This is a genomic window from Streptosporangium sp. NPDC001681, from assembly GCF_040298085.1.
GTDB lineage: Bacteria > Actinomycetota > Actinomycetes > Streptosporangiales > Streptosporangiaceae > Streptosporangium.
The window spans coordinates 1-22,072 of the sequence record NZ_JBEOZN010000122.1; the positions used below are offsets into that span (position 1 = coordinate 1).

A 22,072-nucleotide genomic window follows, 5' to 3' on the forward strand; every position below is an offset into this window, starting at 1 on the left:
CACCCGGTGGCCGGGCCGCGGCCTGTCCGGCCGGCGGGAGACGGGAACCACCTCGCACCACGACTCGTACGCCGGCCTGGCAGCCCGCTTTCGATCCTCTGGGACAGGCAAGCCGCATCCAGCGGCGCGAGCGGCCCCGCGGGGGCCGTTCGCGGCATGCCCTACCGCGGTCGCATCAGGTCGAGGTCCTCACCCCATGCGTCCAGCACCGCGCCGTGCCCGGCGCGGCGAGCCGCCGACTCGACCTGGGCGAAAAGGCGCCGCTGCAGGGGCACGTCGCCCGTTCCCAAGATGTGGTCCGCGGCGTCCAGCAGCATTCCGGTGTCCCAGCCGGGCAGCGGGTATCGGGCGAGTTCCCATTCCAGGTACCTGTTGTAGGGACATGGGCGACGGTCGAGCGCGAAGAGCAGCTCCAGCAAGAATCGGACGCTGTCGGCGGCGTCGAGACGGGCGGCGAGCGCGTGTCCGTCACGGTCGTTCTTGACGGAGCGGTAGAGGGAGTTGGCATAGGCGTCGAGCCATTCACCGGATCCCCGGAACGCCTCATCGGCATCGAGCCGCGCCTTGGCGGCCAGGATCCGGGCGATGCCTCCGTCGAGCCGGTCGAGCACGACCCGGGCGCGAGCGAGGGCGTAGCGCTCGAAGCCTGGCATTCCGGCAGCGCGGAACTCGGCGAGGGAAATGATGACGAGGTCGAGCTTGGGAGTGCGGTGGCCGGTGAACCGGATGAGGTCCGTTGTCGCGCTGTCGGCGAGGACCACGTACAGGTCGTGGTCGGAGTGGTCGGTGGTCATGTCGTCGTGGGCGTGGGAGCCCTTGAGGACGAGGCCGACGACGGCGGGGTCGGCGGCGGCGAGTTCGACGAACGCGTGGTAGGTGAGGGGCCGCTGAGCGGGCATCGTGTGATCTCCGGTGGGATGGTGGCGGGTATGCCTGCCGGGGCGGCCCCGTCTGCCGGGGTCGCCCACGCCGTCCGCGGCGGCACCTGACCGCCGCCCGGAAGATCAACGCACGTGTGCACCCTATCGCCGGACCGTCCGAGAGATACCGAAACCAGGGCGACCTCAAGCACGGCCCCGGTTTCGCAGGACGGCGTGAAGACGCGCGGCGGAGGACTCAGAACGCGAAATCCTTCGTCATCCACCTGCGGAATCGCTGTTCCGAAGGCGAACAGGGGATCGGCACGGGTCAGCGGGGCGAGACGTTCGGCAGGCCCGACAGGATCAGTCGCCCCTCACCGCCGGGTTCCAGGTGCCGGGCGAGTCTGTCGTAGGGTTTCTGCCAGAGTTCGGCCGGCGGCCGGGGTAGGGGCGAGGGGCGGCTGATGGGCACGGGTGACGGCGACGCGGTGGTGGACGCCGCGCGGGCGGGCGACGAGCCCGCGTTCGCGGCGCTCGTCGAGCGTCACCGGGGTGAGCTGCGGGTGCACTGCTACCGGATGCTGGGCTCGTTCGACGAGGCGGAGGACCTGGTGCAGGAGACGTTCCTGCGCGCGTGGAAGAGCCTCGGCGGTTTCGAGGGGCGCTCGACGTTCCGGGCCTGGCTGTACCGGATCGCGACGAACGCGTGCCTCGACGTCCTCGACGGCCGGGCGCACCGGGTGCTCCCCCAGTACCTGTCCGGGCCGTCGGATCCGAGCGTCTCGCTGCCGCCCCGTACCGACATCGCGTGGATGCAGCCGTTCCCTGACCGGTTGTGGGAGCCGGTCGCGCCGAGCGATACCGAGCCGGATTCCGTGGCTGTCACCAGGGAGACGATCGAGCTGGCGTTCCTGGCCGCGATCCAGCACCTGCCGCCCCGGCAGCGGGCAGTGCTGATCCTGCGCGACGTGCTCGGCTGGCCCGCCAAGCAGACCGCGACGCTGCTGGAGGGCAGCGTGGCCTCGGTGAACAGCGCGTTGCAGCGAGCCAGGACGACGCTGAAGGAGCACCTGCCGGAACACCGCCTGGACTGGGCGCCGTCGGCCGAGCCCACCGAGCGGGAACGGGCGGTGCTGCGGCGCTACATGGACGCGATGGAACGCGCCGACCTCGCCGCGGTCGCCGACCTGCTGGCCGAGGACGTACGGACGGCGATGCCGCCGTGGCCCATGTGGTTCCGGGGGCGCGACGCGGTCATGACGGCGCTGGCGGCGAGCTGGGACACCGGCTCACCCGACTACGTGGGCCGGTTCCGGATGGTGCCCACCCGGGCCAACCGGCAGCCGGCCCTGGCGACCTACGTACGGCGCCCCGGCGAGCCCGCCTACAGCGCCTTCGGGATCTCCGTGATGCGGATCGAGGACGACCGGATCGTGGAGGCCACCGCCTTCCACGACCCCGGCCTGTTCCCGGCGTTCGCCCTGCCCACGACGCTGTTTCCCGAACACCGATGAGTTTTCGCGCGATCCGCCGTCTCAGAACGGGTCAACCACAACTGATCCTGACGGAGATAGCTCAGAGGCGGGTGTGCTCGACGAGATCCTCGTGTTCGTCGTGCCCGTCATGCTGGGCGACGGCGTCCGGCTGTTCGACCACCCGGGCGGGACCGACGTCAAGCTCGAACGCGTCGAACTGACCGAGGTGCCGCACGCGACGAGCATCCGGTTCCGCGTCGTCGGCTGAGCCGTTCCCGGTGGTGGCGGCGGGACGCCCGGCCGCCACCGGGAACCTCACAGGTCCAGCTGGTACTGGAAGGTTTCATGGGTGGGCCGGTAGCCGAGCGAGTCGTTGACGGCCCGCATGTGGATGTCGCTGTCGGCGACACCCAGCGGGGAGGGAACCGACTCCAGGCGACACCGGGCGTCGAGCATGAGAGCGCGGCGCTCGGGGTCGTCGAGCCAGTCGTCGACTTAAATCGCCGGGCGAGCGACAACGTGCCGCACGGGATCGGGCGATCGGGCTGAGGGCAGTGATTCGCCTGCTTGATTTCAGAATCGATTCTCGCGCTTCCTCTCGGCCGCCAGGCGGCGCGCCATTTCACCGAGGGTCGCCGCGCATATCACGTTGGACAGGTCATTCCTGCCGAGAAACTCCTCGGACAGGCTGTGCCGGCGTACGGCGTAGTAACCGCTTCCGGCCGCCTCGGAGATGAGCCAGTGCCTGCCGTAGCGGACGATCAGCACGGCGATCGTCCCCGGGCCTTTCTCCTCGTCCGGTGCGCCGCTCATCACCGCGCTATCCGGAACCAGACGACGCGGCCCGCCGTGCCCTCGTTCCAGCCCCAGGACAGGGCCACCTCACTGACCAGCCAGAGCCCGCGGCCGCCCTCGGCGTCCTGGTCCGGCTCGGCCGGGATCTCGGGCGCGCAGGTGGCGGAGCCCTTGTCGGCCACCGCTATCTGGACGGTCTCGCCGCAGTTCGCGACCACGATCGTCACCAGCCCGCCGGCGCGTCCCGACTCCGAGTGTCTTACCGCGTTCGACACCAGCTCGCTGACCAGAAGCTCGGCGTCGTACGTATCCCGCCGGCCCGAGTTCTCCAGCACGCCCCTGACGTATCGCCGGGCCGTGCCGACCGACTCGGCCACTCCGGGCAGTTCGACACTGCCCAGCAGACCGAGCGCGGGAACCGCTTCAGCGCCCATTGGATCACCGCTATTCCTGCGAGGTCACAGACGCCATGAATTCGCCTGTCACAATGTCTCCGTTAACCGGGCGAATTGTCCATTTAATTCCTTGACATCGTCCGGATAAAGGCTTGGCATCATAGAGTGCACAGAGTTAGGCTGCCATTACAGAAAGAATCGACCGACAAATGAACGACGACCCCCTACATATGGTGTAGCCATTTGTCATTTATTTGACGGCCGACGTCATCAAAAGGTTGGAGAGATGACATGGGAAACGACCTCGACCCGCGACTGACACCGGCCCAGCGCTTCGGCCGCGAGCTGGCACGGGCCCGCAGGGAGGCGGGTCTGTCACAGACCCGGCTCGGCACTCACCTGGGCGTCTCGTCGTCGCTCATCGGCCACATCGAGATCGGCAACCGGAACCCCAGCCTTGACCTGGCGGCCCGCTGCGACGAGTTCTTCAAGACGGACGACCACTTCACCCACCTCTGCCGGAACATCACCGCCCCCACCGGGCCGCGCTGGTTCCTCAGATGGTCCGAAGAGATCGAACCCCGCGCCCGCGTACTGCGCTGCTGGGACCCACTCCTGGTCCCCGGCCTGCTCCAGACGGAGAACTACGCGCGGGCCGTTGTCCGTGGCGGCCTGGCCGCCTCGGAACAGGAGGTCGAAAACCAGGTCAGCGCTCGCATCCGACGACAGCTGATCTTCAAAAGGGAGACCCCGACCATCCTGTGGGCGCTTCTCGACGAGTGGGTGCTTCGCCGCCCTATGGGAGGTCCGGAAGTCATGTACGAGCAAATCGACCATCTCGCCGCCGCCGCCGACTGGCAGAACGTGAAGGTGCAGATCGTTCCCCACGACACCTGCTGCACGACAGGGCTGCTGTCCGGATTCGTTCTCGCCGAACTCTCGGATGCGCCGACTGCCGTCTCCGTAGAGTCAGCCGGGGAAGGCGAAGTTTCAGCGGAGCACAGTCTGGTAAGTGTCGTCTGGGATAGATATGACAGGATCCGAACAGAGGCACTTCGTCCCAGCCAGTCGCTAGAGATGATCAAAGAAGCGAGGGACCAATGGAAGCAACAGATCTGACCGGCCTCGACCTCTCCAAGGCCGCCTGGAAGAAGAGCTCCCTCAGCGGCGAGAGCGGTGGAAACTGCGTCGAAGTCGCCGGCAACCTCCCCGGAGCCATCGCCGTCCGCGACAGCAAGAACCCCACCGGCCCAGCCCTCACCTTCACCCCGACCGAATGGCGTACCTTCCTCAGTGCCGTTAAGTCGGGCCACTTCGACTGACCTGCAGGACCACTCCAGGCTTTCGACTTCGTCTTTCTCTGAGAATCAGACGCACCCGATCGTTCCGGCGGTCGGGTGTCGGTCTTTGAGCTTCCCCGTAGGCCCTCCGCTCGGGCCCGTGTCATCAGCAGTGCGTAACCCGCGCTCCTGCCGCTTGTAGTAACGTCGAAATCAGTTTCTCTGAGCGGCAACGTCGCTTTCGGTCCCGATATATCGTGCGCGAAGTCGGAGGTGGTCACGATGCATCCGGTCTTATGACAGCCCCAGCCCGGGGCGTCATGGAGCCGAAAGGTGACCGTATGAGCAAGACCGACAAGACCCGGCCCTGGTGGGTGCGGATGGCCGACGCGCCGATGGCGACCTGCCTGCCCGTACATGATCATCGGTTCGGGCCGTGCACGCTGCCGGACGAGATCACCGCCAGCAACGCGTCCCTGAGCCAGCGCACGGACGGCTGTTACTGGAGCGCCACCGCCTACGCCTATCACCTGTTCAGTTATGGCGACGGGGGCCGGGAGTGGCACTACTTCCGACGCGAAGAGCGCCGCCGCAGCCGTCACCAGGCACGCCGCGAGCTGCGCGCCTATCACGGCGAAGACTGAAAGAAGGCGGAGGGCCGGATATCAGCGGGCACTGCCCCTTTCCCTCTGATTCGAGGGGTTCGAGCTGATCGGGCTCGGCCTGGTGCCTGTGCAGGACTGGCACATCGGGGCGGACGCGCCGCAGATCCCCCTGCTGGACGGCACCCCGCAGTTGCGCGTGGACGGCGGGGTCGACCGGCTCAGAGCTTGATGCCCTTGATGATCTTCGCCAGCTCGGGTACGAGGGGCCGGCTGGCCATCACGGTGACGACGACGCCCTCGCGTTCGACCCAGCCCGCATACCGGCCGTGGCCCAGCGCGCCGTCACCCACCTGGGTGAGTACCTGACGGCCGCCGATCTTCACGGTCTTCGTGTCGCCGGAGAACGTCCCGATGTCGAACGGCGCGTTCTTGAGCTGCGCCGGCTCGCTCGCCTTCGGCCAGCACACCACCCTGACCCACAGCGACCGCTGCCGGGGATCCGTGTCGGAGCGGTCGTCACTCCACTGGTAGCCGTACTCGGTGATGCCATCGTGCTTGTTGACGACGACCTGGCCGTACGTGAAGCCCTTCGGGATGTGGTTGACGCGGACCCCCTTGATGGCGGTGGCGCCCCTGGGCGGCTTGTCGGTCTTGGTGCCGGACGACCGCTTCGCCTCCGCCTTGGTCGGGACGGGGCAGGCGGGGCGCTCCGCGGCCTGGGCGGGGAGCACTATCAGAGCCGCGGCGACGGGCAGTGCGGACAGGAGGGCAAGCTTCTGAATCCTGTTCATGCCGGCTTTGACTCGACAGGTGCGAGGAAGGTTCAGCTCTGTCGCTGATCTTGTGATGTGCTCTTCAGCTCCGCAGCAGGATCTGCCCGCTCCACCACCACATCCGCCAGGTGCGGTAAGAAATCCTCGACGCCGCCTGTCGGAATGCACTCGGGAACGGCAGCCCGGACGGGCCGTACTCTTCGGGGGCGACTCGCTCATCGGCGAATACCACGGGTCATTCGAAGAATGAAACCCTCACCGGAAGCTCGCACCGCACGCCTCCCCTGCTGTAGGTATGGAAGGTGGCCGGCTGGTCTGACCATACACCGATCAAAGCAATTCGAAGCGGGGATATCTCCTGCTCGACGACCCTGCCGCCCACAGAGCACGTGATCTTCTCAATCGACTCCCCGACGGCAACCTCAAAGAGACGGAGCGGAGCCCCTTCACCACCATTTCGGCCAGGCTCGGAAACCCACCTCTCAGAGGACTCGATATGCACGACCTCGTCTGGATCAGCGATGTTCTCGGAAAAGAAGTCGGGATAGTCTGCCGAACCTGAATCGATGTCCAGGGAAGTCCAACCACCCGCCTGCTCTCTCTCCGCCACCGATAGTTCGGAGGCGAAGATTCCATTTTTCCTGTGACGCAGGAACAAGACAGCCCCCAACCCAGCCTCCACGTCCCGCCACCGGGCGATGGGGGCAACCTCCCCACACAGGGGAGGCCGTTGGACCACGAAGTCCGATGCGTCAAGGACGGGGGAAAGCAGATCCCTCTTTAACATCGCACTCGCTCCAATCTCTGCTCCGCAGGCCAGCGCGATGACCATGAACGTTCACCAGGGTTGGCCATTCTGCCCTCGGCTTAGTCAGTGCTTCCATCGTTCACGGTGGGCGCTTGACACAGGTGCTGCTCTTCAGTGTTTTCGACAGGGCAATGCCACTGCGTGAGGAGACCATCAGTCATCTGCGGCGACATCCACGACTTTCACTGATCGTACCTGCGGATGCTCTGCCAACCGTGCCACTTGCGACAGAAGGTTATGCATAACAAATCCATAGATCCTGCCGCTACCAGCTCGCTGCTGCAACTCTCGGTAGTCGATCCCGAACTCCCGCAGCACAGGAGCGTCCTCCGGCCGTAGCAGCGAAACCCATTGACGAAAGGCTGCAGTCGCCGACTTATCTCCCTGACAGAAATCAAACCCCCTAGTGTCACAAGAGAGGCCGGGGAACTCCCAGTCCCAGCCCATAGGATTCCGTTCGCCAGCAGAGGAAAAGAAAAAGACATCCGGCCTGGACCAGATCTTCTCTACATCCTCCTCCAGCAGGGGCGACTTAAGCTCGACGACGGCCTGCACGTTAATATCTTTGCCTATGTCCGCAGCAAGGAGGTCCACATTTTCCCCTTCTTCTGCAGCCCCGCCTCGACCAAGAGATTTGATGATCCGACTCATCTTCCACTCGCCGATAAAAGGCACCTTCACTTGGCCGAAAAAGTCCTGACTTATTTCGCCGGCCAGCACGGGATCAGCGAAGGACTTGAAAGGCGTCGTCAGCGATCTGGGAGTAAGACCGACAGGGATTTGGAAATCGGAGCCCGAATCCCGACCGGCGCACTTCGGGCTCTGCCAGGCGTAATCCCAGGAAATCCTGTAATCCGGATTGGCGACCGCCAGAGCATTCAGCAGAACAAGACGAATCCGATCACAGTCGATGCGTTTAATGCCCAACTCCGAGCGAACAGGGTTTCCGTTCATACAGCCAGTCAAGATCACATAAATAAGGATGGCGACCGCTGACATAAATAGCATGCGAGTTATGCTGCCCTCATACGTCTTATTAAGCATCACTATCCTCTACACTTCCTCAGACTCGGGCACTAACTCATAATTAACCTTCAGCGGAAAAATCCACACATGTAACAAAAGCAGGGCAGCGAGGAGGCAGTACGCCTCCCCGCTCCGCAGATTAGTTCACTGTTCGATGGGAGGGACAGTCCTATGGTCGATAGAGGACTTCACCCTGCAGTAGTCGCACTTATATCCTACCCGTCGACCATTTTCCCGAGTGTATTCATCCTCTCTACGCATGAGACAGTTGATAGTGATGACCTCCGTGGTGTTACGAATCTGCCCCTCCTTGTCCTTGAACTTCAATCCAAGGGTGGCAGTGTATTCGTGCCTGTATGACGCTATCTCACAGTCGCCCGTTGTACAACGCGCGACGATGTCAGGAACGATAACGTCCAAGATTGGACGCTCCCCCTTCCCCTTTATGCCAGCGGCAGGTTTACACACTTCCGTATGTGGCTTGTCAATCGTCTCTCCCCATGTATAAGAGAAGCCACCGCCACCGCTGGGAATCCTGCCAGCCTTGGGTCCTTCTATGCCGGCAGAAGCCTCGATACCGATGTTCCAGTTTTTGGACCTGTTCGTCGCTATATTATCGAAGCAGGCTTTGGCCTCGAACTTCAGCGCCCAGTTCTTCTTTACGTACTTCCCGTATGCGGTATTCCACATACTGGAATCCACTGGGGAGATCTGGACAAAGTTGTGGAAGCCTTCGACGAACCACTTATCCTTCCAAGTGTCCGTGTTCTTTGGCCTTTCCCAGTAGGAACCACTCCAGGCTTGTACGTACCACCTTTTCATGGGGTCAAGGGGGCGTAGACCTGTCCCTGCTCGCTGCCTTCCTAGAAGGTCGTAGTTGTAATTTCCCTCTCGGAGATCCACTGGAGAGTTATTCCAGTAAGGGTCGGGCCCGTTGCTGGCACCCCAACCACACGGCCCTGAGGTTGCGCTGTTTTTCGTGACCAGACCGGCCGCGACAGGCGACATGGCTTCGTCGCACTCCAGGCCGACCATGTCACGGAAGTCCGTCGGATCTTGCTCTGCCGGCATCGGTGCCTCGATGATGGTCATGCCGCCGCATCTATCAAAGACGAATATCGAGATGGTGGACTCGTCCGGCTCAACCTCTCCTGATCCCGCCCCAACCGTCTTTGCGACAGCAGGCCTCGCGACTGTCTGCCCTGCAGGTGTTTCGTCCCAGTTGCGTTCGACGGCCGCGGTCACCCGTACCGCACCATTTTCCCCTTCTTGCACGATCACGTCGTCGACGTTGACCGTGGAGTTCACGCGAATTACCCCTGCAGCGTCCGTAGCATTTTTCTGATTGATGAGCGCGGTGTTGAGAAGGGAGATCTGAGCGGTGATCGGCGCCTCGGGAGTCACTCCGGACGCTTGCCATACCGTCTCTACCTGACCTTCCAGGACAGCATCCTGCGCCTCGTAGTAGCTCTTGATACGGTTTGCGTATTCCTGCACGGACGATGTCGACTGCAAGCTCATTTTCTGGGAACGCGCATCAATGTCCAAGTTACATGACTGGCGAGATGAGGGCGGAGGCGGCGGAGGTACCGCCTTGGGAGTGACCGTAGCCGACTCCCAACCACTGAACCCGAAATGAGTCTTTGCACGGACCTTGATGGTGTAGGTGGCGCCGTTGGTCAGGCCAGAAATTGACGCAGTTGGGTTGACAACTTCAAGGGTACGAATGACGCCGCCGTTGTCAGAAACTTCAATGTCGTACCCCTCTAAGAGGGCGACACTGCCGTTGGACTCCGGAATCCCCCAACTGGCAACAGCTCCGCTGTCACCAGGCGCAGTGACCAAGTTCAGGACATTACTCGGAGGCCCGGCGGGCAGATAGGTAAGTGCGACAGAGGGTTGTTCAGTGGCTCCGGTCTCGCCGAAGGCGATTCTTTCTTCCTTGTTGGAGGTCAGCATCAGCCATTGGTACTCGCTGCCGGCGATGTCGGCCTGCGGTGTGGCGATCGGGAAGGTGTAGGCATCGGTGCTGTCGTCTACGTCACCTGCCAGGTCCGACCCCTTGGTTTCTCCGGTCACCTGGCTTTTCAACGGCGCTGCAGTGATCACAGTGTCGGTCGGGCACGATCCCGCAGCACAGGTAGGCGTTCCGAGTTTGAGGATCCCCTCAGTTACTCCCGCGCCATCGGGTAGTTCGTCGAGCCTGATTCCCAGCACAGTTGCGACCTTGTCCGCTCCCGCGCCGCCCAGTTGGATAGTGGGGGAATCCGCGAGCACGCAAGGTCCACCATCGCAGGCTGTGGGATCGACCTTGGCGGTCTTGATGACGAAGTTGTCCTTGAGCAGGGTCAGATGCCGGACGTCTTCGGCGGGTGGGTCGGTCGGGGTGCCGGGGGTGGTGAGGCTGACCGGGGTGGTCTTGGCGGTGCAGACCTCTTCGCCGTTCTGGGTTGTGGCCTGAGTATCGGCAGGCGCCGCTGATGCTGTGGCGACCTGGGCGGCGCCGTTGTAGAGGGTGGTGATCTCCGCTCCGGTCAATGACTTCTGGTAGAGGTGGACGTCGTCGATGATGCCCTTGAAGTAACTGTTCTGAGAACCGTTGGCCTTGGTACGGCCGATGTGGACGTTGCCGGTCGCATCCCAGGTGCTGGTGTAGGCGGTCTCGGCGTTCAGCACACCGTCCACGTACAGGCGGATCTTGTTCGCGGTCGCGTCGTAAACACCGACCAGGTGGGTCCACTGGCCGGCCACCGCGTTCTGGGTGGACAGGGCGCGCACGGGGGTGGCACCGGTGGTGTCGGACTGGTACGTGACCATCCGCCACTTCTTGTCACCGGAGGAGTAGGCGAGCTTGAAAGCGCTGTTGACCGCGCCGTCCTGGCTGACTATCGCGTCTTCCCTGGTCGTGGCGTCCAGACGGGCCCACGCGCTGACCGTGTAGCCGGCATTGGTGTGGATCACTGGCCCGTTGGTGGCCCCGTAACCGGAGGTCCCACCCAGTACCAGTCCGCCCTGGCTCTTACCTGTCCCCCACGAGGCCGCGTTCAGCGTGACCGTGCGACCGTTACCGGAGGAATCGGCCGCGACGGTACCACTGCCCTCGTCGAAGGCCCAGCGTGCCTTCTGCTGGGGATCCGAGGTGGGGGTCGGAGTGGGGGTCGGAGTCGGTGTTGGGGTGGGTTCGGGTGTGCTGCTCTCCTGACCCACGCAGGCCTGCATCTGCCAGGTGTAGGTCCGGCCCGCCTGGACGGTGTTCTCGGGGAGTTGGAGCGAGGCGCGCTCCCCACCGTTGACGGTACGCCGGCCAAGCGGGCTGGACCCTACGGGGAAACCACCGTTGTCGTAGAGGAAGTACTTGGCGGTGACCGGGCCGCCCGAGGGACGGTTCACCATGCCCGACAGGATCGGCCTGGTCGGATCCGCCATGCCGGTCTCGGTGTCGGTGGGCAGCATCGGGGCGTCGCTGGTGATGCGGTAGGCCGGGCTCTCGTTACAGGAGGGCTGGGTGACGCCGCTGCGGCAGGCCCGCACGACGAACTTGAAGCTGGCCGGGTTGTCGAGGGTGAAGGTCTGCTCGATCACCTGCCCGGAGGGCTTGGCGTTGTAGCTGGTGGCGGCGACCTCGCCGTACAGCTTCTTGATGTCCTGCAGGGACAGGGCCCGCTGGTAGAGGCGCATGTCGTCGACGGCGCCCTGCAGGAGGTTGAGGCCCGACTTGTGGCCGCCGACGCGGAACGCGCCGCTGGTCACGGTCTCGGACGGCTGGTAGTCGGCTTCGCCGGAGAGCACGCCGTCGACGTAGAGGCGGATCTTGGAGGCGCCGGCGTCGTACACGGCGGTCAGGTGCGTCCAGGTGTCGGCCGTGGCCAGCTTCGCCGAGTCGACCCAGACGCCGTAACCGGTCGTGCCGCCGGTGCCGGAGACCTGTAGCCGCCACTTCTGGTGGCTGCCGCCGAGATAGTAGATGCTCAGGCCGAACGGGTCGCCGTCCTGGCCGGCGACGTGCTGGACGGCTTCGCTGTCCTTGAGGCGGACCCAGGTGCTGATGCTGAAGCTGGAGTTCTGGTTCAGCACCGACCTGCTGGTGGCGGCGTAGGAATCCGGTATGCAGCAGCCATTGCTGCCGGTCATGTCGTTCAGCTGTAGCGCGCCGCCGAGTTTGCCGGTGGTGGCCGTTCTTCTGCTGCCGGTGTAGGTGGCGGTGTGGTTGTTGCCGCTGGCATCGGCCGCGGCGGTGGCCCCTGCGGCTTCGTCGAACTTCCAGTGCGCCACGTGCCCGGTGGGAAAGGCGGGCGGGGGCACCATCGTGGAGTCGTTGACCGCGACGGTGTAATCCAGGTTGGTGCCCTCGGGCACGCTGGACTTGAAGCCGACCTTCACGCTGGTGCTGCGGGCGATCGCGTCGTTCCCGTCCATGGAGTCGATCGACTCGGCGGTGACCGTGGGGATCTCCGGCGGCAGGAAGTAGGACACGGTCAGCTTCGGCCGGGTGCCCCCGACTTTCTCCGACGAGTGGAAGTAGACCCACCATCCCGAGTACAGGGCGGGGTCCGTCGTGCCCTTGCCCGACAGCCGGATGCCCTCGTTGGGCTGGCCCGCGGCCCACGCCTGGGCCATCGCGGTGACGCTCCAGGTGAAGGTCCTCGGGATCCAGTTGCCGTTGTCGTCGACCGACGCCGTGTCCGGGCAGAGCTGGACGGACGAGCCGAAGCTGGTCACGGACGGCTGGTTACTCCAGCCCACGTACGGCGGCCAGGCCGAGGTCACCCGCTTGGCCTCGATCCCCCCGGGCCCGTACCAGCGGCAGCCCACGAGCTGGTCCGCGTACATGTCCAGCCTGGCGCTGCCGACGGACCTGCCCACCAGCGGTCCGGTGTCGAACTTGAGGAGCGAGTGACTGTAGGTGAGCGTCCCCGCGGAGTTGGTGCGTTCGATGCTCGTCACCAGCCTCTCCGAGGCCGGCGAGGTGTCGGCGCCGGCGGCGTTGCTCACCACCAGGTCGCTCTGCAGAGTGAGCGTGGTGGTGGGATCCACCGTGACCGGATACCTGGTCGCCGGATCGGCGAGGAATTTCGGATCCGGAGTGAGGACCAATACCTGGCCGTCCTTCTCCTTCACCACCCGCGTGTCGATTTTTCCGGTACGCGGCGGGACCGCACCGGCGTTTTTGGTTTCGGCGGGACTGGGACCGGCATCAATTATCACCGGCTCGGCTGCCGACGCGACTCGTTTTCCCTTGGCATCGGTGAGTTCGAGTCCGCCTCGCTTGCCTTCGGCGAAGTCGAGTCCGTCTGTCTCGACCGGGATGCGGAACTCCACCGGCTCTTTGGGTTGCTCCCGTAACACCACGTCATGCCGGAATCCTGTGGGCAGGGCCGTGACGACGAGATCGGCTCCCTGACCTGCCGCGTTGGCAAAGGTCGCGACGTTTCCCTCGACGGTCGGCCTGGGCAGTTCGGTCGGCCAGCTGAATGAGACTTTCTGCCCGTCACCGCGTTCCATGGACGCGAAAGGACGATCCGCGCCGCCCGCGGAGAACTCGACTTTGGCCTTGGCGAGTTTGGGTCTCAGGACCCCGTCCTGCTCCACCAGGGTGGTGTCGATCCAGGCCCACGACCCGTCGGCCTGCTTGAGCTGGGCCGGACCGGCGTACGACTGTGTCGTCAGGTGCCCGTCGGGATAGGCCCAGGTGCGTGACCCTTCGGTGTAGGCGGCTTGGACCTCCACCGGCTTGTTCTGCTTTTTGGCCTCCTCAAGCGCGGCCCTCAGCACCGCGTCGGGATCCTCCGGGCGGGGGAACTCCGTCGTCTTGGGTACGGCGGGAACGGCCGGGTCATCGGGTCCGGGGTCTGCCTGTGCGGGGATGGAACCACCGGCCACCAGAAGTGACGCGGCCAGGGCCGAAACGGTTACGACCGTAAATACGGTCCGCTTCGGTGGTTCACGCCGTGGCGGCGCGAAAGGGCGATTCGGTAAGGGGAACCCCACCGACTACCTCCAATGATTGCGGGAGACCGGCCAGGGGTTCGGAAACGGGAACACCTGACCAGTGATGATCGCCACAAGCATCACGGTTGGTGCTGTTGATCTTGTCATATAAGATGTCGTGATCTTGCTAATCGATTCACCGCCGTCTGTTTCCCGCAGGGAATGTGCAGTTGAGCAGAGGTACGACGGTAAACATCAGCGGAATGGTCGGCGAACACCGTCCTGCGGCGACCGTGATCAGTCGGGGGTTGGCATGGAAATTCGCGTTCTCGGTCCGGTCGACGTCTGGCGCGACGGGCGTTCGATCGCGATCGTCGGGCCGAAGCAACGGACCTTGATGGCCGTTCTGGTCCTGCAGGCGAACAGGACGGTCTCTCACGATCGACTTTTGACGGCTCTGTGGGGAACGAAAGTCCCGGCCTCCGGCCGACGGTTGTTGCACAATCATCTGTGGTCGCTGCGGCGCCTGCTCACCGGCGGCAACGCCATAATGAGCACGCCCACCGGTTACTCCCTGCGACTGCGGCAGGGCGCCTCCGATCTCGACGTCTTCGTCACCGAGACGGCGCTGGCCCGCTCCGTGCTGTCCACGGGTGATGCCACCCGCGCCTCGGAGGGATTTCGCCGGGCGCTGTCGCTCTGGCGTGGCCCCGCCCTCGGCGGCACTCACTCCGAACTGCAGGCAACGGAGGGTGCGGCACTGGAAGAGCAGCGCCTCGCCGCGCTCATCGGTCGCGTCGAAGCCGATCTCACCCTGGGACGTCACTCCGAGTTGATCGGTGAGCTGCGTCTGCTGGTAACCGAGCATCCACTGAACGAGAAGCTGCGCGGCCAGTTGATGCTCGCGCTCCACCGCACCGGTCGTACGGCAGAGGCTCTTGAGGAGTTCAGGATCTGCCGCCGGCACTTCCGCGACGAACTCGGCCTGGAACCCGGCGAGGAGGTCGCCCGGATCCACCAGACGATCCTGTCCGGGGACTCCGCTTCCGGCACCACCACGGTGGGACAGGCCCCTCCCGCACCACATGTGCCCCGGCAGCTACCCGCCGACGTCTCGCGCTTCACCGGCCGGGTGGAGAAGCTGCGTCAGCTGGACATGCTCCTGTCCGGGGAGGAAGGCAGCACAACCGTGGTGATCTCCGCCATCGCGGGCACCCCCGGAGTCGGCAAGACCGCCCTGGCGACACATTGGGGGCACAGGGTCTCCGCCCGGTTTCCGGACGGGCAGCTCTACATCAACCTGCACGGCTACTCACGAGGGCGGGCCATCACGGGAGGGCAGGCGCTGGGACGGCTTCTCCGTGGACTCGGCGTGATCGAGGACGAGATCCCGCACGACCTCGACGAACGCGCGGCACTCTACAGGTCACTGCTGGCGGGCAGGCGGATGCTCATCGTGCTGGACAACGCCGCCGCACCGGACCAGGTTCGCCCCCTGCTGCCCGGCTCCTCGCCCTCCCGAGTCGTGATCACCAGTCGCGACGCCCTGCGAGGCCTGTCCGTCACCCACGACGTGCACGGCATCTCACTCGATGTGCTGCCTGCCGGTGAGGCGATCGCGCTGCTCAACAACTTCCTGGGCGGAAGCGAGGCGGCTCGCGAGGCGGATGTCATCGCCGAACTGGCCCGGCTCTGCGGGTATCTGCCGCTTGCCCTGCGACTGGCGGCGGCACAGCTCGCGGGCGGGTCACCTGCCCGGATCAGGGAATTCGTCGGCAAGCTCCGGCAGGAGAACCGGCTGACCGTCCTGGATCTCGACGAGGATCCAGGGATTGGTGTTCGCACCGCACTCGAAGTGTCCTACCGGAGCCTCCCCGCGCAGGCTCGGCGAGTGTTCCGGATACTCAGCCTGCATCCGGGACCGTCCATCGGGCTGGACGCCGTGGCCGCCCTCAGCGGCCTGCCCCCCGAGAACGCCGCCGCGACGGTCGAGACGCTGGTCACCACGCATCTCCTGCAGGAGGACAGTGAGCGGAGGCTGTCGATGCACGATCTTGTGCGTGTCTACGCGGAGGAGCGGTGCGCCGACGACGAGGCCGCGGACGACCGTGACGACGCCCTGACGAGAGCACTCGACTGGTACCGGTACTCGGTTCTGAAGGCCATGGACCATCTGTCGCCCGTCGACACCACCTCTCTGGCGATCGCTCCGGTGGACGGGACGCCGGACTTCCAGGGTTTCGACGAGGCGATGGCCTGGCTGGAACGGGAGCACCACACCCTCGTGGCCGTGATCGTCCATGCGGCGCGACAGGATCGACACATCCACGCCTGGCAGATCTTCAGCAGGTTGTCTTGGTTCTTCTACGCGAGAAACCATCTTGACGACCTGCTCATGACGGGCGAGATCGCGTTGTCCTCCGCCCGCCTGATCGGTGACCGCTCCGGCGAGGCCGAGATCCTGAGCGATCTTGGCTACGCCAAGATGTTCACCGGGCGATACGCCGAGAACCTCAGCCACCAGGAGGAGGCCTTGGAGATCTGGCGTACGTCCGGCGACCGGGCGGGAGAGGCGAAGGCGCTCCGGCACGTGAGCTACGCCCTGTATCTGGCCGGACACCCCGCCAGAGCCATAGAACTCGGCGAGCAGGGCCTGACCCTCAACCGCGGCCTCGGGAATCGGATCGATGAGTTCGCCACCATGGACACCTTGGCGATCAGCTACTTCACGATGGGCCGGTTCGGTGAGGCGCTCAAGATCCTGTCGGAGTGCGTGAGCCACTGGCGGGAAACCGGCAGGGAGTACGACGAGGCCTACTGCCTCATCCAACTGGGCCTCGTCCACGCGAAACTGAAGGAACCGGCGCCCGCCCTGGACTGTCTGCAGCAGGCGTTGCTCCTGGGTCGTAACCAGGGCAACCAGCGCATCGAAGTCGACGCGCTCAACGGCATCGCCACGGTCCTGCGGCAGCAGGAACGTTACCCCGAAGCCCTCGACCATCATGAGCAGGCGCTCGACCTCGCGAGGAGCCTGCGGAGCAGGCCGGTGGAGGGCGAGATGCTCTGTAGCCTCGCGGAAACCTGTCTCACGAGCGGGGATACCCAGACCGCCCTGGAGCACTACCGGGACGCCGCCCGCTACGCCGACGAGGAGAACGACGTCTACCAGCAAGGATTCGCCCACGAAGGACTGGGCAACACGTTGCGGGCCCTGGGGCGGACAGCCGAGGCCGCGAAACACTGGGAGACCGCGTTCGGCATATTCGCCCCCATGGGGGTTCCCCAGGCCGACGAGATCAAGAAGCGGATGCTTGAGGCCGGTCTGAGCTGACCGCACCCGTGTCACATGACGATGCCCAGGTTTCGGGGCGGGCCAGAGGGCCTGCCCCGAAAGCGTCTGGGGGTGAGCAGCAGTGCCGCCACGGTGACGGGCAAGCACACCGCGACGAGTAATGGCGGCCCCGCCGACTGCTTCCCGGCTCCTGCCGTCGCCCACGAAACGACCGTCAAATCACAACCCATGTCTCGGACGGCGTTGGAGTGCCCCGAAGCGCGCGTCCCGAGCCGTCTCCTTCCCAGTGGTTCACAAGCCCACCCGACATCGTGGGGCGAGCGTGCGACAACGAGGGCCGCGCTGCCCGACCGAGCCTCGTTCAGGCGGCGACGCGGGCGGTGAGGTCCTTCCAGAGGCCGTCCATCCTGGCCTCCAGCTCCTCCAGGGTGCCCTCGTTCGGCACCACGATGTCGGCGATCTCCAGGCGCTCCTCGCGGGTCGCCTGGGCGGCGAGCCTGGCCCTGGCGTCCTGCTCGCTCATGCCGCGCAGCTCGACCAGCCGGGCCACGCGCACCTCGTCGGCGGCGTCCACGACGATCACCACCTCGTACATGGGGGCGAGCCTGTTCTCCGCCAGCAGTGGGACGTCGTAGATCACGATGCTGCCGGGGACCGCCTGGTCCTGCAGCTCGGCGACCCTCGCGCCGACCAGCGGGTGCACGATGGCGTTGAGCGCGGCCAGCTTCTCGGAGTCGGCGAAGACGATCGAGCCGAGCTTCTCCCGGTTCAGCGAGCCGTCCTCGCGCAGGATCTCGGTGCCGAAGACCCCGACCACGCGCGCCAGGCCCGGGGTCCCCGGCTCGACCACCTCACGGGCGATCTTGTCGGCATCGATGACCACGGCGCCTCGGCAGGCCAGCCGCCGGGAGACCTCGCTCTTGCCCGACCCGATACCGCCGGTAAGACCCACCTTCAACATGATCCGCAGCATACGCGGTACGGGCCGCCCGCCGGCAGCGCGGTCCTCGCATCACGGCGGGCCGGGCCGAGACCGCCCCGGAAGGCCACCTCGCCGCTTCCCCCTGCCCTCCGCCGCCGCACAAGGCGGTCGGCGTCTCCCCCATCTCGCACACCCCTGCCAGCCCGTCGGCAGACGGCCGGAGCCACCCTTCGCAGCGCCGGAGGCGGCGCCTGCCACCCTTTCGTACAGGTACGGCCCTTATGCCATCTGCCGCACCGGAGGGCGTCTGAGCGCCCTACAGCTCCCTGCGCATGTGCACCAGCGTCAGGTGGTCGCTCATCCGCTCTCTGCGGGTCTCGCGGTAGCCGTGGCGGCGGTAGAGCCGCAGGTTGCCCTCCGACAGGTGCCCGGTGAACAGGTCGAAGGCCAGCGCCGCGGCGGCCTCGTCGTGCAGTGCCGCCAGCAGCGCGCCGCCGATGCCCGCGCCCTGCCTGTCGGGGGCGACCACCAGGCGGCCGACCAGGCAGGTCGTGCCGGACATCCGGCCCCGGACCGCGCCCACGATCCGCGCCCGGTCGCGGGCGACGAGCACGATGGCCGTCTCGACCGCCCTGCGGACCTGGCCGGCCGACTCCACCAGCGGCGCGATGAACGGGTCGCCGTAGAGCTGGGCCTCGCCCACGTAGGCGGCGCGCTGCACGGTCAGGATCTCGCCCGCGTCCTCGGGCTCCGCCCACTCGATCACGGCCACGGCGCCACCCTAGCGGGCGGGCAGGGGGCAGGAAACGCGGGAAGGGCCCCGCCGGAGCGGGGCCCTTCCGTTGGAACTTCTACCGCACAGGTCAGCTCTGGCCGCCCGCGAGCTTCTCGCGCAGGGCCGCGAGAGCCTCGTCGGAGGCGAGGGCACCCGCCGCCGGAGCGGAGGAGCCGCTGCTGGAGCTGCTGGCACCAGTGGACGGGGTCTCACCGGAGTAGGACGTGGGGGCAGCCTCGCCCGCCTCGGCCTCGGCCTTGCGGGCCTCCTCGACCTGCTTCTTGTGAGCCTCGAAGCGGGTCTGAGCCTCGGCGTACTGCCGCTCCCACTCCTCGCGCTGCTTGTCGAAGCCCTCGAGCCACTCGCCGGTCTCGGAGTCGAAACCCTCGGGGTAGATGTAGTTGCCCGACTCGTCGTAGGTCGCCGCCATGCCGTACAGCGTGGGGTCGAACTCGACGTCGGCGCCGATCGCACCCTCGTTCGCCTGCTTGAGCGAGAGCGAGATCCGGCGGCGCTCCAGGTCGATGTCGATGATCTTCACGAAGATCTCGTCGCCGACCTGGACGACCTGCTCGGGGATCTCGACGTGGCGCTCGGCCAGCTCGGAGATGTGGACCAGGCCCTCGATGCCCTCCTCGACGCGGACGAACGCACCGAACGGCACCAGCTTGGTGACGCGACCCGGGACGACCTGACCGATCTGGTGGGTACGGGCGAACTGCTGCCAGGGGTCTTCCTGCGTCGCCTTGAGCGACAGGGAGACGCGCTCGCGCTCCATGTCGACGTCGAGCACCTCGACGGTGACCTCCTGGCCGACCTCGACGACCTCGGAGGGGTGATCGATGTGCTTCCAGGAGAGCTCGGAGACGTGGACCAGACCGTCGACGCCGCCGAGGTCGACGAACGCACCGAAGTTGACGATCGAGGAGACGACGCCCTTGCGGACCTGACCCTTCTGCAGGGTGTTGAGGAACGTCTGGCGAACCTCGGACTGGGTCTGCTCAAGCCAGGCACGGCGGGACAGAACCACGTTGTTGCGGTTCTTGTCGAGCTCGATGATCTTCGCTTCGAGCTCGCGGCCCACGTAGGGCTGGAGGTCGCGGACGCGCCGCATCTCGACCAGGGACGCCGGCAGGAAGCCACGCAGGCCGATGTCGAGGATGAGACCACCCTTGACGACCTCGATGACGGTGCCAGTGACGATGCCGTCCTCGTCCTTGATCTTCTCGATCGTGCCCCAGGCCCGCTCGTACTGAGCGCGCTTCTTGGACAGGATCAGGCGGCCTTCCTTGTCCTCCTTCTGGAGAACAAGGGCCTCGACGTGCTCGCCAACCTCGACGACATCCGCCGGATCGACATCGTGCTTGATCGAGAGCTCACGCGAGGGGATGACGCCCTCGGTCTTGTAGCCGATGTCGAGCAAAACTTCGTCTCGGTCGACCTTGACGACGGTGCCCTCGACGATGTCGCCGTCGTTGAAGTACTTGATGGTCAGGTCGATCGCTGCGAGGAACTCTTCCTCGGAGCCGATGTCGTTGACCGCTACCTGCGGGGTGCTCGAGGTGGCCTCAGTGCTGCTCGTCATGTGTGGAGTTGCTCCGAACGCGGACAGATGTCGATGTGGCGAACGCGCGGCAGGCTTCTTACCGTCAGCCGAAGAATTCACATCGGCGTGATCGAGCGCGAGCCCACTCCGTCCGAGACACGCGCGAGCCCACAACGCAGCGATCAGCATATGAGACGAGACGGGTATGGTCAATCCGACGACACTACGCTCCCGCGTGCCGAAAGGATAACGATCTCGCCTAATAGGCGTTGATCATTTCTCTCCGGTCGGCCCTGATACTACCCCGAAGCCCCCGTGGGATGGAGATGCGCTCGGGGTCGCCGTCCGCCGTGTAGCGCTGGCGGGGGTGCTTGTTCAGCCACTCCAGCCAGTATTGGGAACACCATTTCCGGCACTCGCCTTTTTTACCATTGCTCTGGATCCGCTGGACCGATCGCCAGTCGTAGTTCTTGGTGAACGGCGAGACCGACGGCTCGGCACCGGCCAGGAAGACGGCCTTGAACCGGTAGGAGACTCCCTGCCACCTTCCCGACTGCACCGTGGACCTCTTACGGGGCATCGCGCCGAACGGCAGCGCCATCGTCTCGGAGGGGGGAACGCCGAGCTGCTTCAGCAGCCGCTCGACCCTGGCGAGCTGCTCGGCGATCTTCTTCTTGGGCAGGCCCGGCAGGTAGGGGTGGCCCCAGGTGTGGTTGGCCACCTCGAAACCCCGTGAGGTCAGCCACTGCACGGCCCGCGCCTGATCCTTGGCGTTCTGCAGGCCGAAGGGCTGCTGGTTGACCCAGAAAGTAGCGACGGGCCGGAAATCTGGGTGTTTCTTTGCCACCTGATAGATGATTCCGACCGCGGTGTTCCTGGCCGGGGTGCCGTCCGCCTCCAGCGCGAAGTGGCTGGGGTGACCGTCGTCGAAGGTCAGCACCACCGGGTACTTGCCCGCTGGGATGTCCATCCTCCCGGCGGCGAACTCCCGCGCGGTGACCGGCACGTAACCGTCCCTGGCGAGCATCTCCAGCTCCTTGCGCAGCTGGGCGGGCGTGCGGTCGATCGACGCCAGCCGCTTGCCGATGATCCGGTGGTACATCAGGATCGGGACCATGCCGGCCTCGTTGGCCTTCACCTGCCGCGCGAACTCCGCCGTGGCGGTGACCGGCGGCGGCAGCTCGGCCGAGGGAAGGTCAGGGGTCGGCGAGGGCGTCGCGGGCGGCTGGGACGGACCGGGCGCCGCCTGTCCCGCCCCGGAGGCGCCCGGGGCGCCGGATGGGGCAGGTGGGGCGGGAAGCACGAGGAGCACCACCACCGCCACCGCGACGACCACCACATTGGTGAGCATGATGATCTGCGTCAGGGGGATTGAACTCCGCACAACACTCCCAGGCCCATCGAGCTTATTCGGACTGGATCACCAGCCTAGAACAGACTCGGACAGGCCCGACCAATCGGTGGAGTTCAGCCCTCCATGAGGGGCGGTCACCCGCCCGCTCGGAGGTGGTCGTCAGCGCCCGACACCCGGCGGGACCCGCGGGGAGCAGGCGGCGTTCATCCGGTCGGCGACCGGCTCGCGCGAGGTCCCC

The 22,072-nt window shown here is 65.6% G+C and carries 18 protein-coding genes; 6 read left to right on the forward strand and 12 right to left on the reverse strand.

The window, feature by feature from the left end; translation table 11 throughout:
• Positions 1-161: 161 nt before the first annotated feature.
• Positions 162-899 (reverse strand): hypothetical protein, encoded by a 738-nt coding sequence (locus ABT130_RS37490; RefSeq protein ID WP_350963787.1) that lies wholly within the window; start codon positions 897-899, stop codon positions 162-164.
• A 425-nt stretch (positions 900-1,324) separates the two neighbouring features.
• Here ABT130_RS37490 and ABT130_RS37495 point away from each other — a divergent pair, with 425 nt between their 5' ends.
• On the forward strand, positions 1,325-2,374 hold the full coding sequence (locus tag ABT130_RS37495) for a sigma-70 family RNA polymerase sigma factor (protein WP_350922685.1): 1,050 nt from the start codon (positions 1,325-1,327) through the stop codon (positions 2,372-2,374).
• Between the two features lie 73 nt (positions 2,375-2,447).
• Positions 2,448-2,603, forward strand: coding sequence for a dihydrofolate reductase family protein (locus tag ABT130_RS37500; RefSeq protein WP_350963790.1), 156 nt, complete (start codon positions 2,448-2,450; stop codon positions 2,601-2,603).
• 47 nt (positions 2,604-2,650) lie between these two features.
• Here the strand turns inward: ABT130_RS37500 and ABT130_RS37505 are convergent, their stop codons facing one another.
• The 3 genes from ABT130_RS37505 to ABT130_RS37515 all read right to left on the reverse strand — a co-directional run bounded on the left by ABT130_RS37505 (position 2,651) and on the right by ABT130_RS37515 (position 3,564).
• The gene (locus ABT130_RS37505; RefSeq protein WP_350963793.1) at positions 2,651-2,791 is read right to left on the reverse strand and encodes a hypothetical protein; all 141 of its coding nucleotides are present in this window, start codon (positions 2,789-2,791) and stop codon (positions 2,651-2,653) included.
• A 117-nt stretch (positions 2,792-2,908) separates the two neighbouring features.
• Positions 2,909-3,148: a hypothetical protein gene (locus ABT130_RS37510; RefSeq protein ID WP_350963795.1), complete on the reverse strand. Its 240-nt coding sequence runs from the start codon at positions 3,146-3,148 to the stop codon at positions 2,909-2,911.
• A complete protein-coding gene (locus tag ABT130_RS37515) occupies positions 3,148-3,564 on the reverse strand; it encodes an ATP-binding protein (RefSeq protein WP_350963797.1) in 417 nt (138 codons plus the stop codon). Before ABT130_RS37515 ends, ABT130_RS37510 begins: the two co-directional genes overlap by 1 nt.
• Before the next feature lie 252 nt (positions 3,565-3,816).
• Here ABT130_RS37515 and ABT130_RS37520 point away from each other — a divergent pair, with 252 nt between their 5' ends.
• From ABT130_RS37520 to ABT130_RS37530, 3 genes are all read left to right on the forward strand, one after another.
• Positions 3,817-4,644, forward strand: a complete 828-nt coding sequence (locus tag ABT130_RS37520; RefSeq protein ID WP_350963800.1) for a helix-turn-helix domain-containing protein — start codon at positions 3,817-3,819, stop codon at positions 4,642-4,644.
• Positions 4,626-4,847 carry a DUF397 domain-containing protein gene (locus ABT130_RS37525; protein WP_350963803.1) on the forward strand — a complete coding sequence of 74 codons (222 nt, stop codon included), beginning with the start codon at positions 4,626-4,628 and terminating at the stop codon, positions 4,845-4,847. The genes ABT130_RS37520 and ABT130_RS37525 overlap by 19 nt, the downstream gene beginning before the upstream one ends.
• A 299-nt stretch (positions 4,848-5,146) precedes the next feature.
• Positions 5,147-5,449: a hypothetical protein gene (locus ABT130_RS37530; protein WP_350963805.1), complete on the forward strand. Its 303-nt coding sequence runs from the start codon at positions 5,147-5,149 to the stop codon at positions 5,447-5,449.
• A gap of 179 nt (positions 5,450-5,628) precedes the next feature.
• Here the strand turns inward: ABT130_RS37530 and ABT130_RS37535 are convergent, their stop codons facing one another.
• From ABT130_RS37535 to ABT130_RS37550, 4 genes are all read right to left on the reverse strand, one after another.
• A complete protein-coding gene (locus ABT130_RS37535; protein ID WP_350963807.1) occupies positions 5,629-6,201 on the reverse strand; it encodes a hypothetical protein in 573 nt (190 codons plus the stop codon).
• A gap of 217 nt (positions 6,202-6,418) precedes the next feature.
• Positions 6,419-7,015: a hypothetical protein gene (locus ABT130_RS37540; RefSeq protein WP_350963810.1), complete on the reverse strand. Its 597-nt coding sequence runs from the start codon at positions 7,013-7,015 to the stop codon at positions 6,419-6,421.
• 129 nt (positions 7,016-7,144) lie between these two features.
• Positions 7,145-8,035, reverse strand: a complete 891-nt coding sequence (locus ABT130_RS37545; protein WP_350963813.1) for a hypothetical protein — start codon at positions 8,033-8,035, stop codon at positions 7,145-7,147.
• A gap of 126 nt (positions 8,036-8,161) precedes the next feature.
• Positions 8,162-13,789, reverse strand: a complete 5,628-nt coding sequence (locus ABT130_RS37550) for a LamG-like jellyroll fold domain-containing protein (protein ID WP_350963816.1) — start codon at positions 13,787-13,789, stop codon at positions 8,162-8,164.
• A 649-nt stretch (positions 13,790-14,438) separates the two neighbouring features.
• Between ABT130_RS37550 and ABT130_RS37555 the strand changes: the two genes are divergently transcribed.
• The gene (locus tag ABT130_RS37555) at positions 14,439-17,276 is read left to right on the forward strand and encodes an AfsR/SARP family transcriptional regulator (RefSeq protein ID WP_350963819.1); all 2,838 of its coding nucleotides are present in this window, start codon (positions 14,439-14,441) and stop codon (positions 17,274-17,276) included.
• A 322-nt stretch (positions 17,277-17,598) separates the two neighbouring features.
• On the opposite strand, the gene coaE is transcribed toward ABT130_RS37555, so the two are convergent.
• From coaE to ABT130_RS37575, 4 genes are all read right to left on the reverse strand, one after another.
• Complete coding sequence (gene coaE / locus ABT130_RS37560; protein WP_350963822.1) at positions 17,599-18,198, reverse strand: dephospho-CoA kinase; 600 nt, start codon at positions 18,196-18,198, stop codon at positions 17,599-17,601.
• A 277-nt stretch (positions 18,199-18,475) separates the two neighbouring features.
• Positions 18,476-18,931 (reverse strand): GNAT family N-acetyltransferase, encoded by a 456-nt coding sequence (locus tag ABT130_RS37565; RefSeq protein WP_350922730.1) that lies wholly within the window; start codon positions 18,929-18,931, stop codon positions 18,476-18,478.
• A 91-nt stretch (positions 18,932-19,022) separates the two neighbouring features.
• Complete coding sequence (gene rpsA, locus ABT130_RS37570; RefSeq protein WP_350922732.1) at positions 19,023-20,519, reverse strand: 30S ribosomal protein S1; 1,497 nt, start codon at positions 20,517-20,519, stop codon at positions 19,023-19,025.
• A 220-nt stretch (positions 20,520-20,739) separates the two neighbouring features.
• Entirely contained in the window at positions 20,740-21,864 is a 1,125-nt protein-coding gene (locus ABT130_RS37575) for a polysaccharide deacetylase family protein (RefSeq protein WP_350963825.1), read from the reverse strand.
• Between the last annotated feature and the right edge of the window lie 208 nt (positions 21,865-22,072).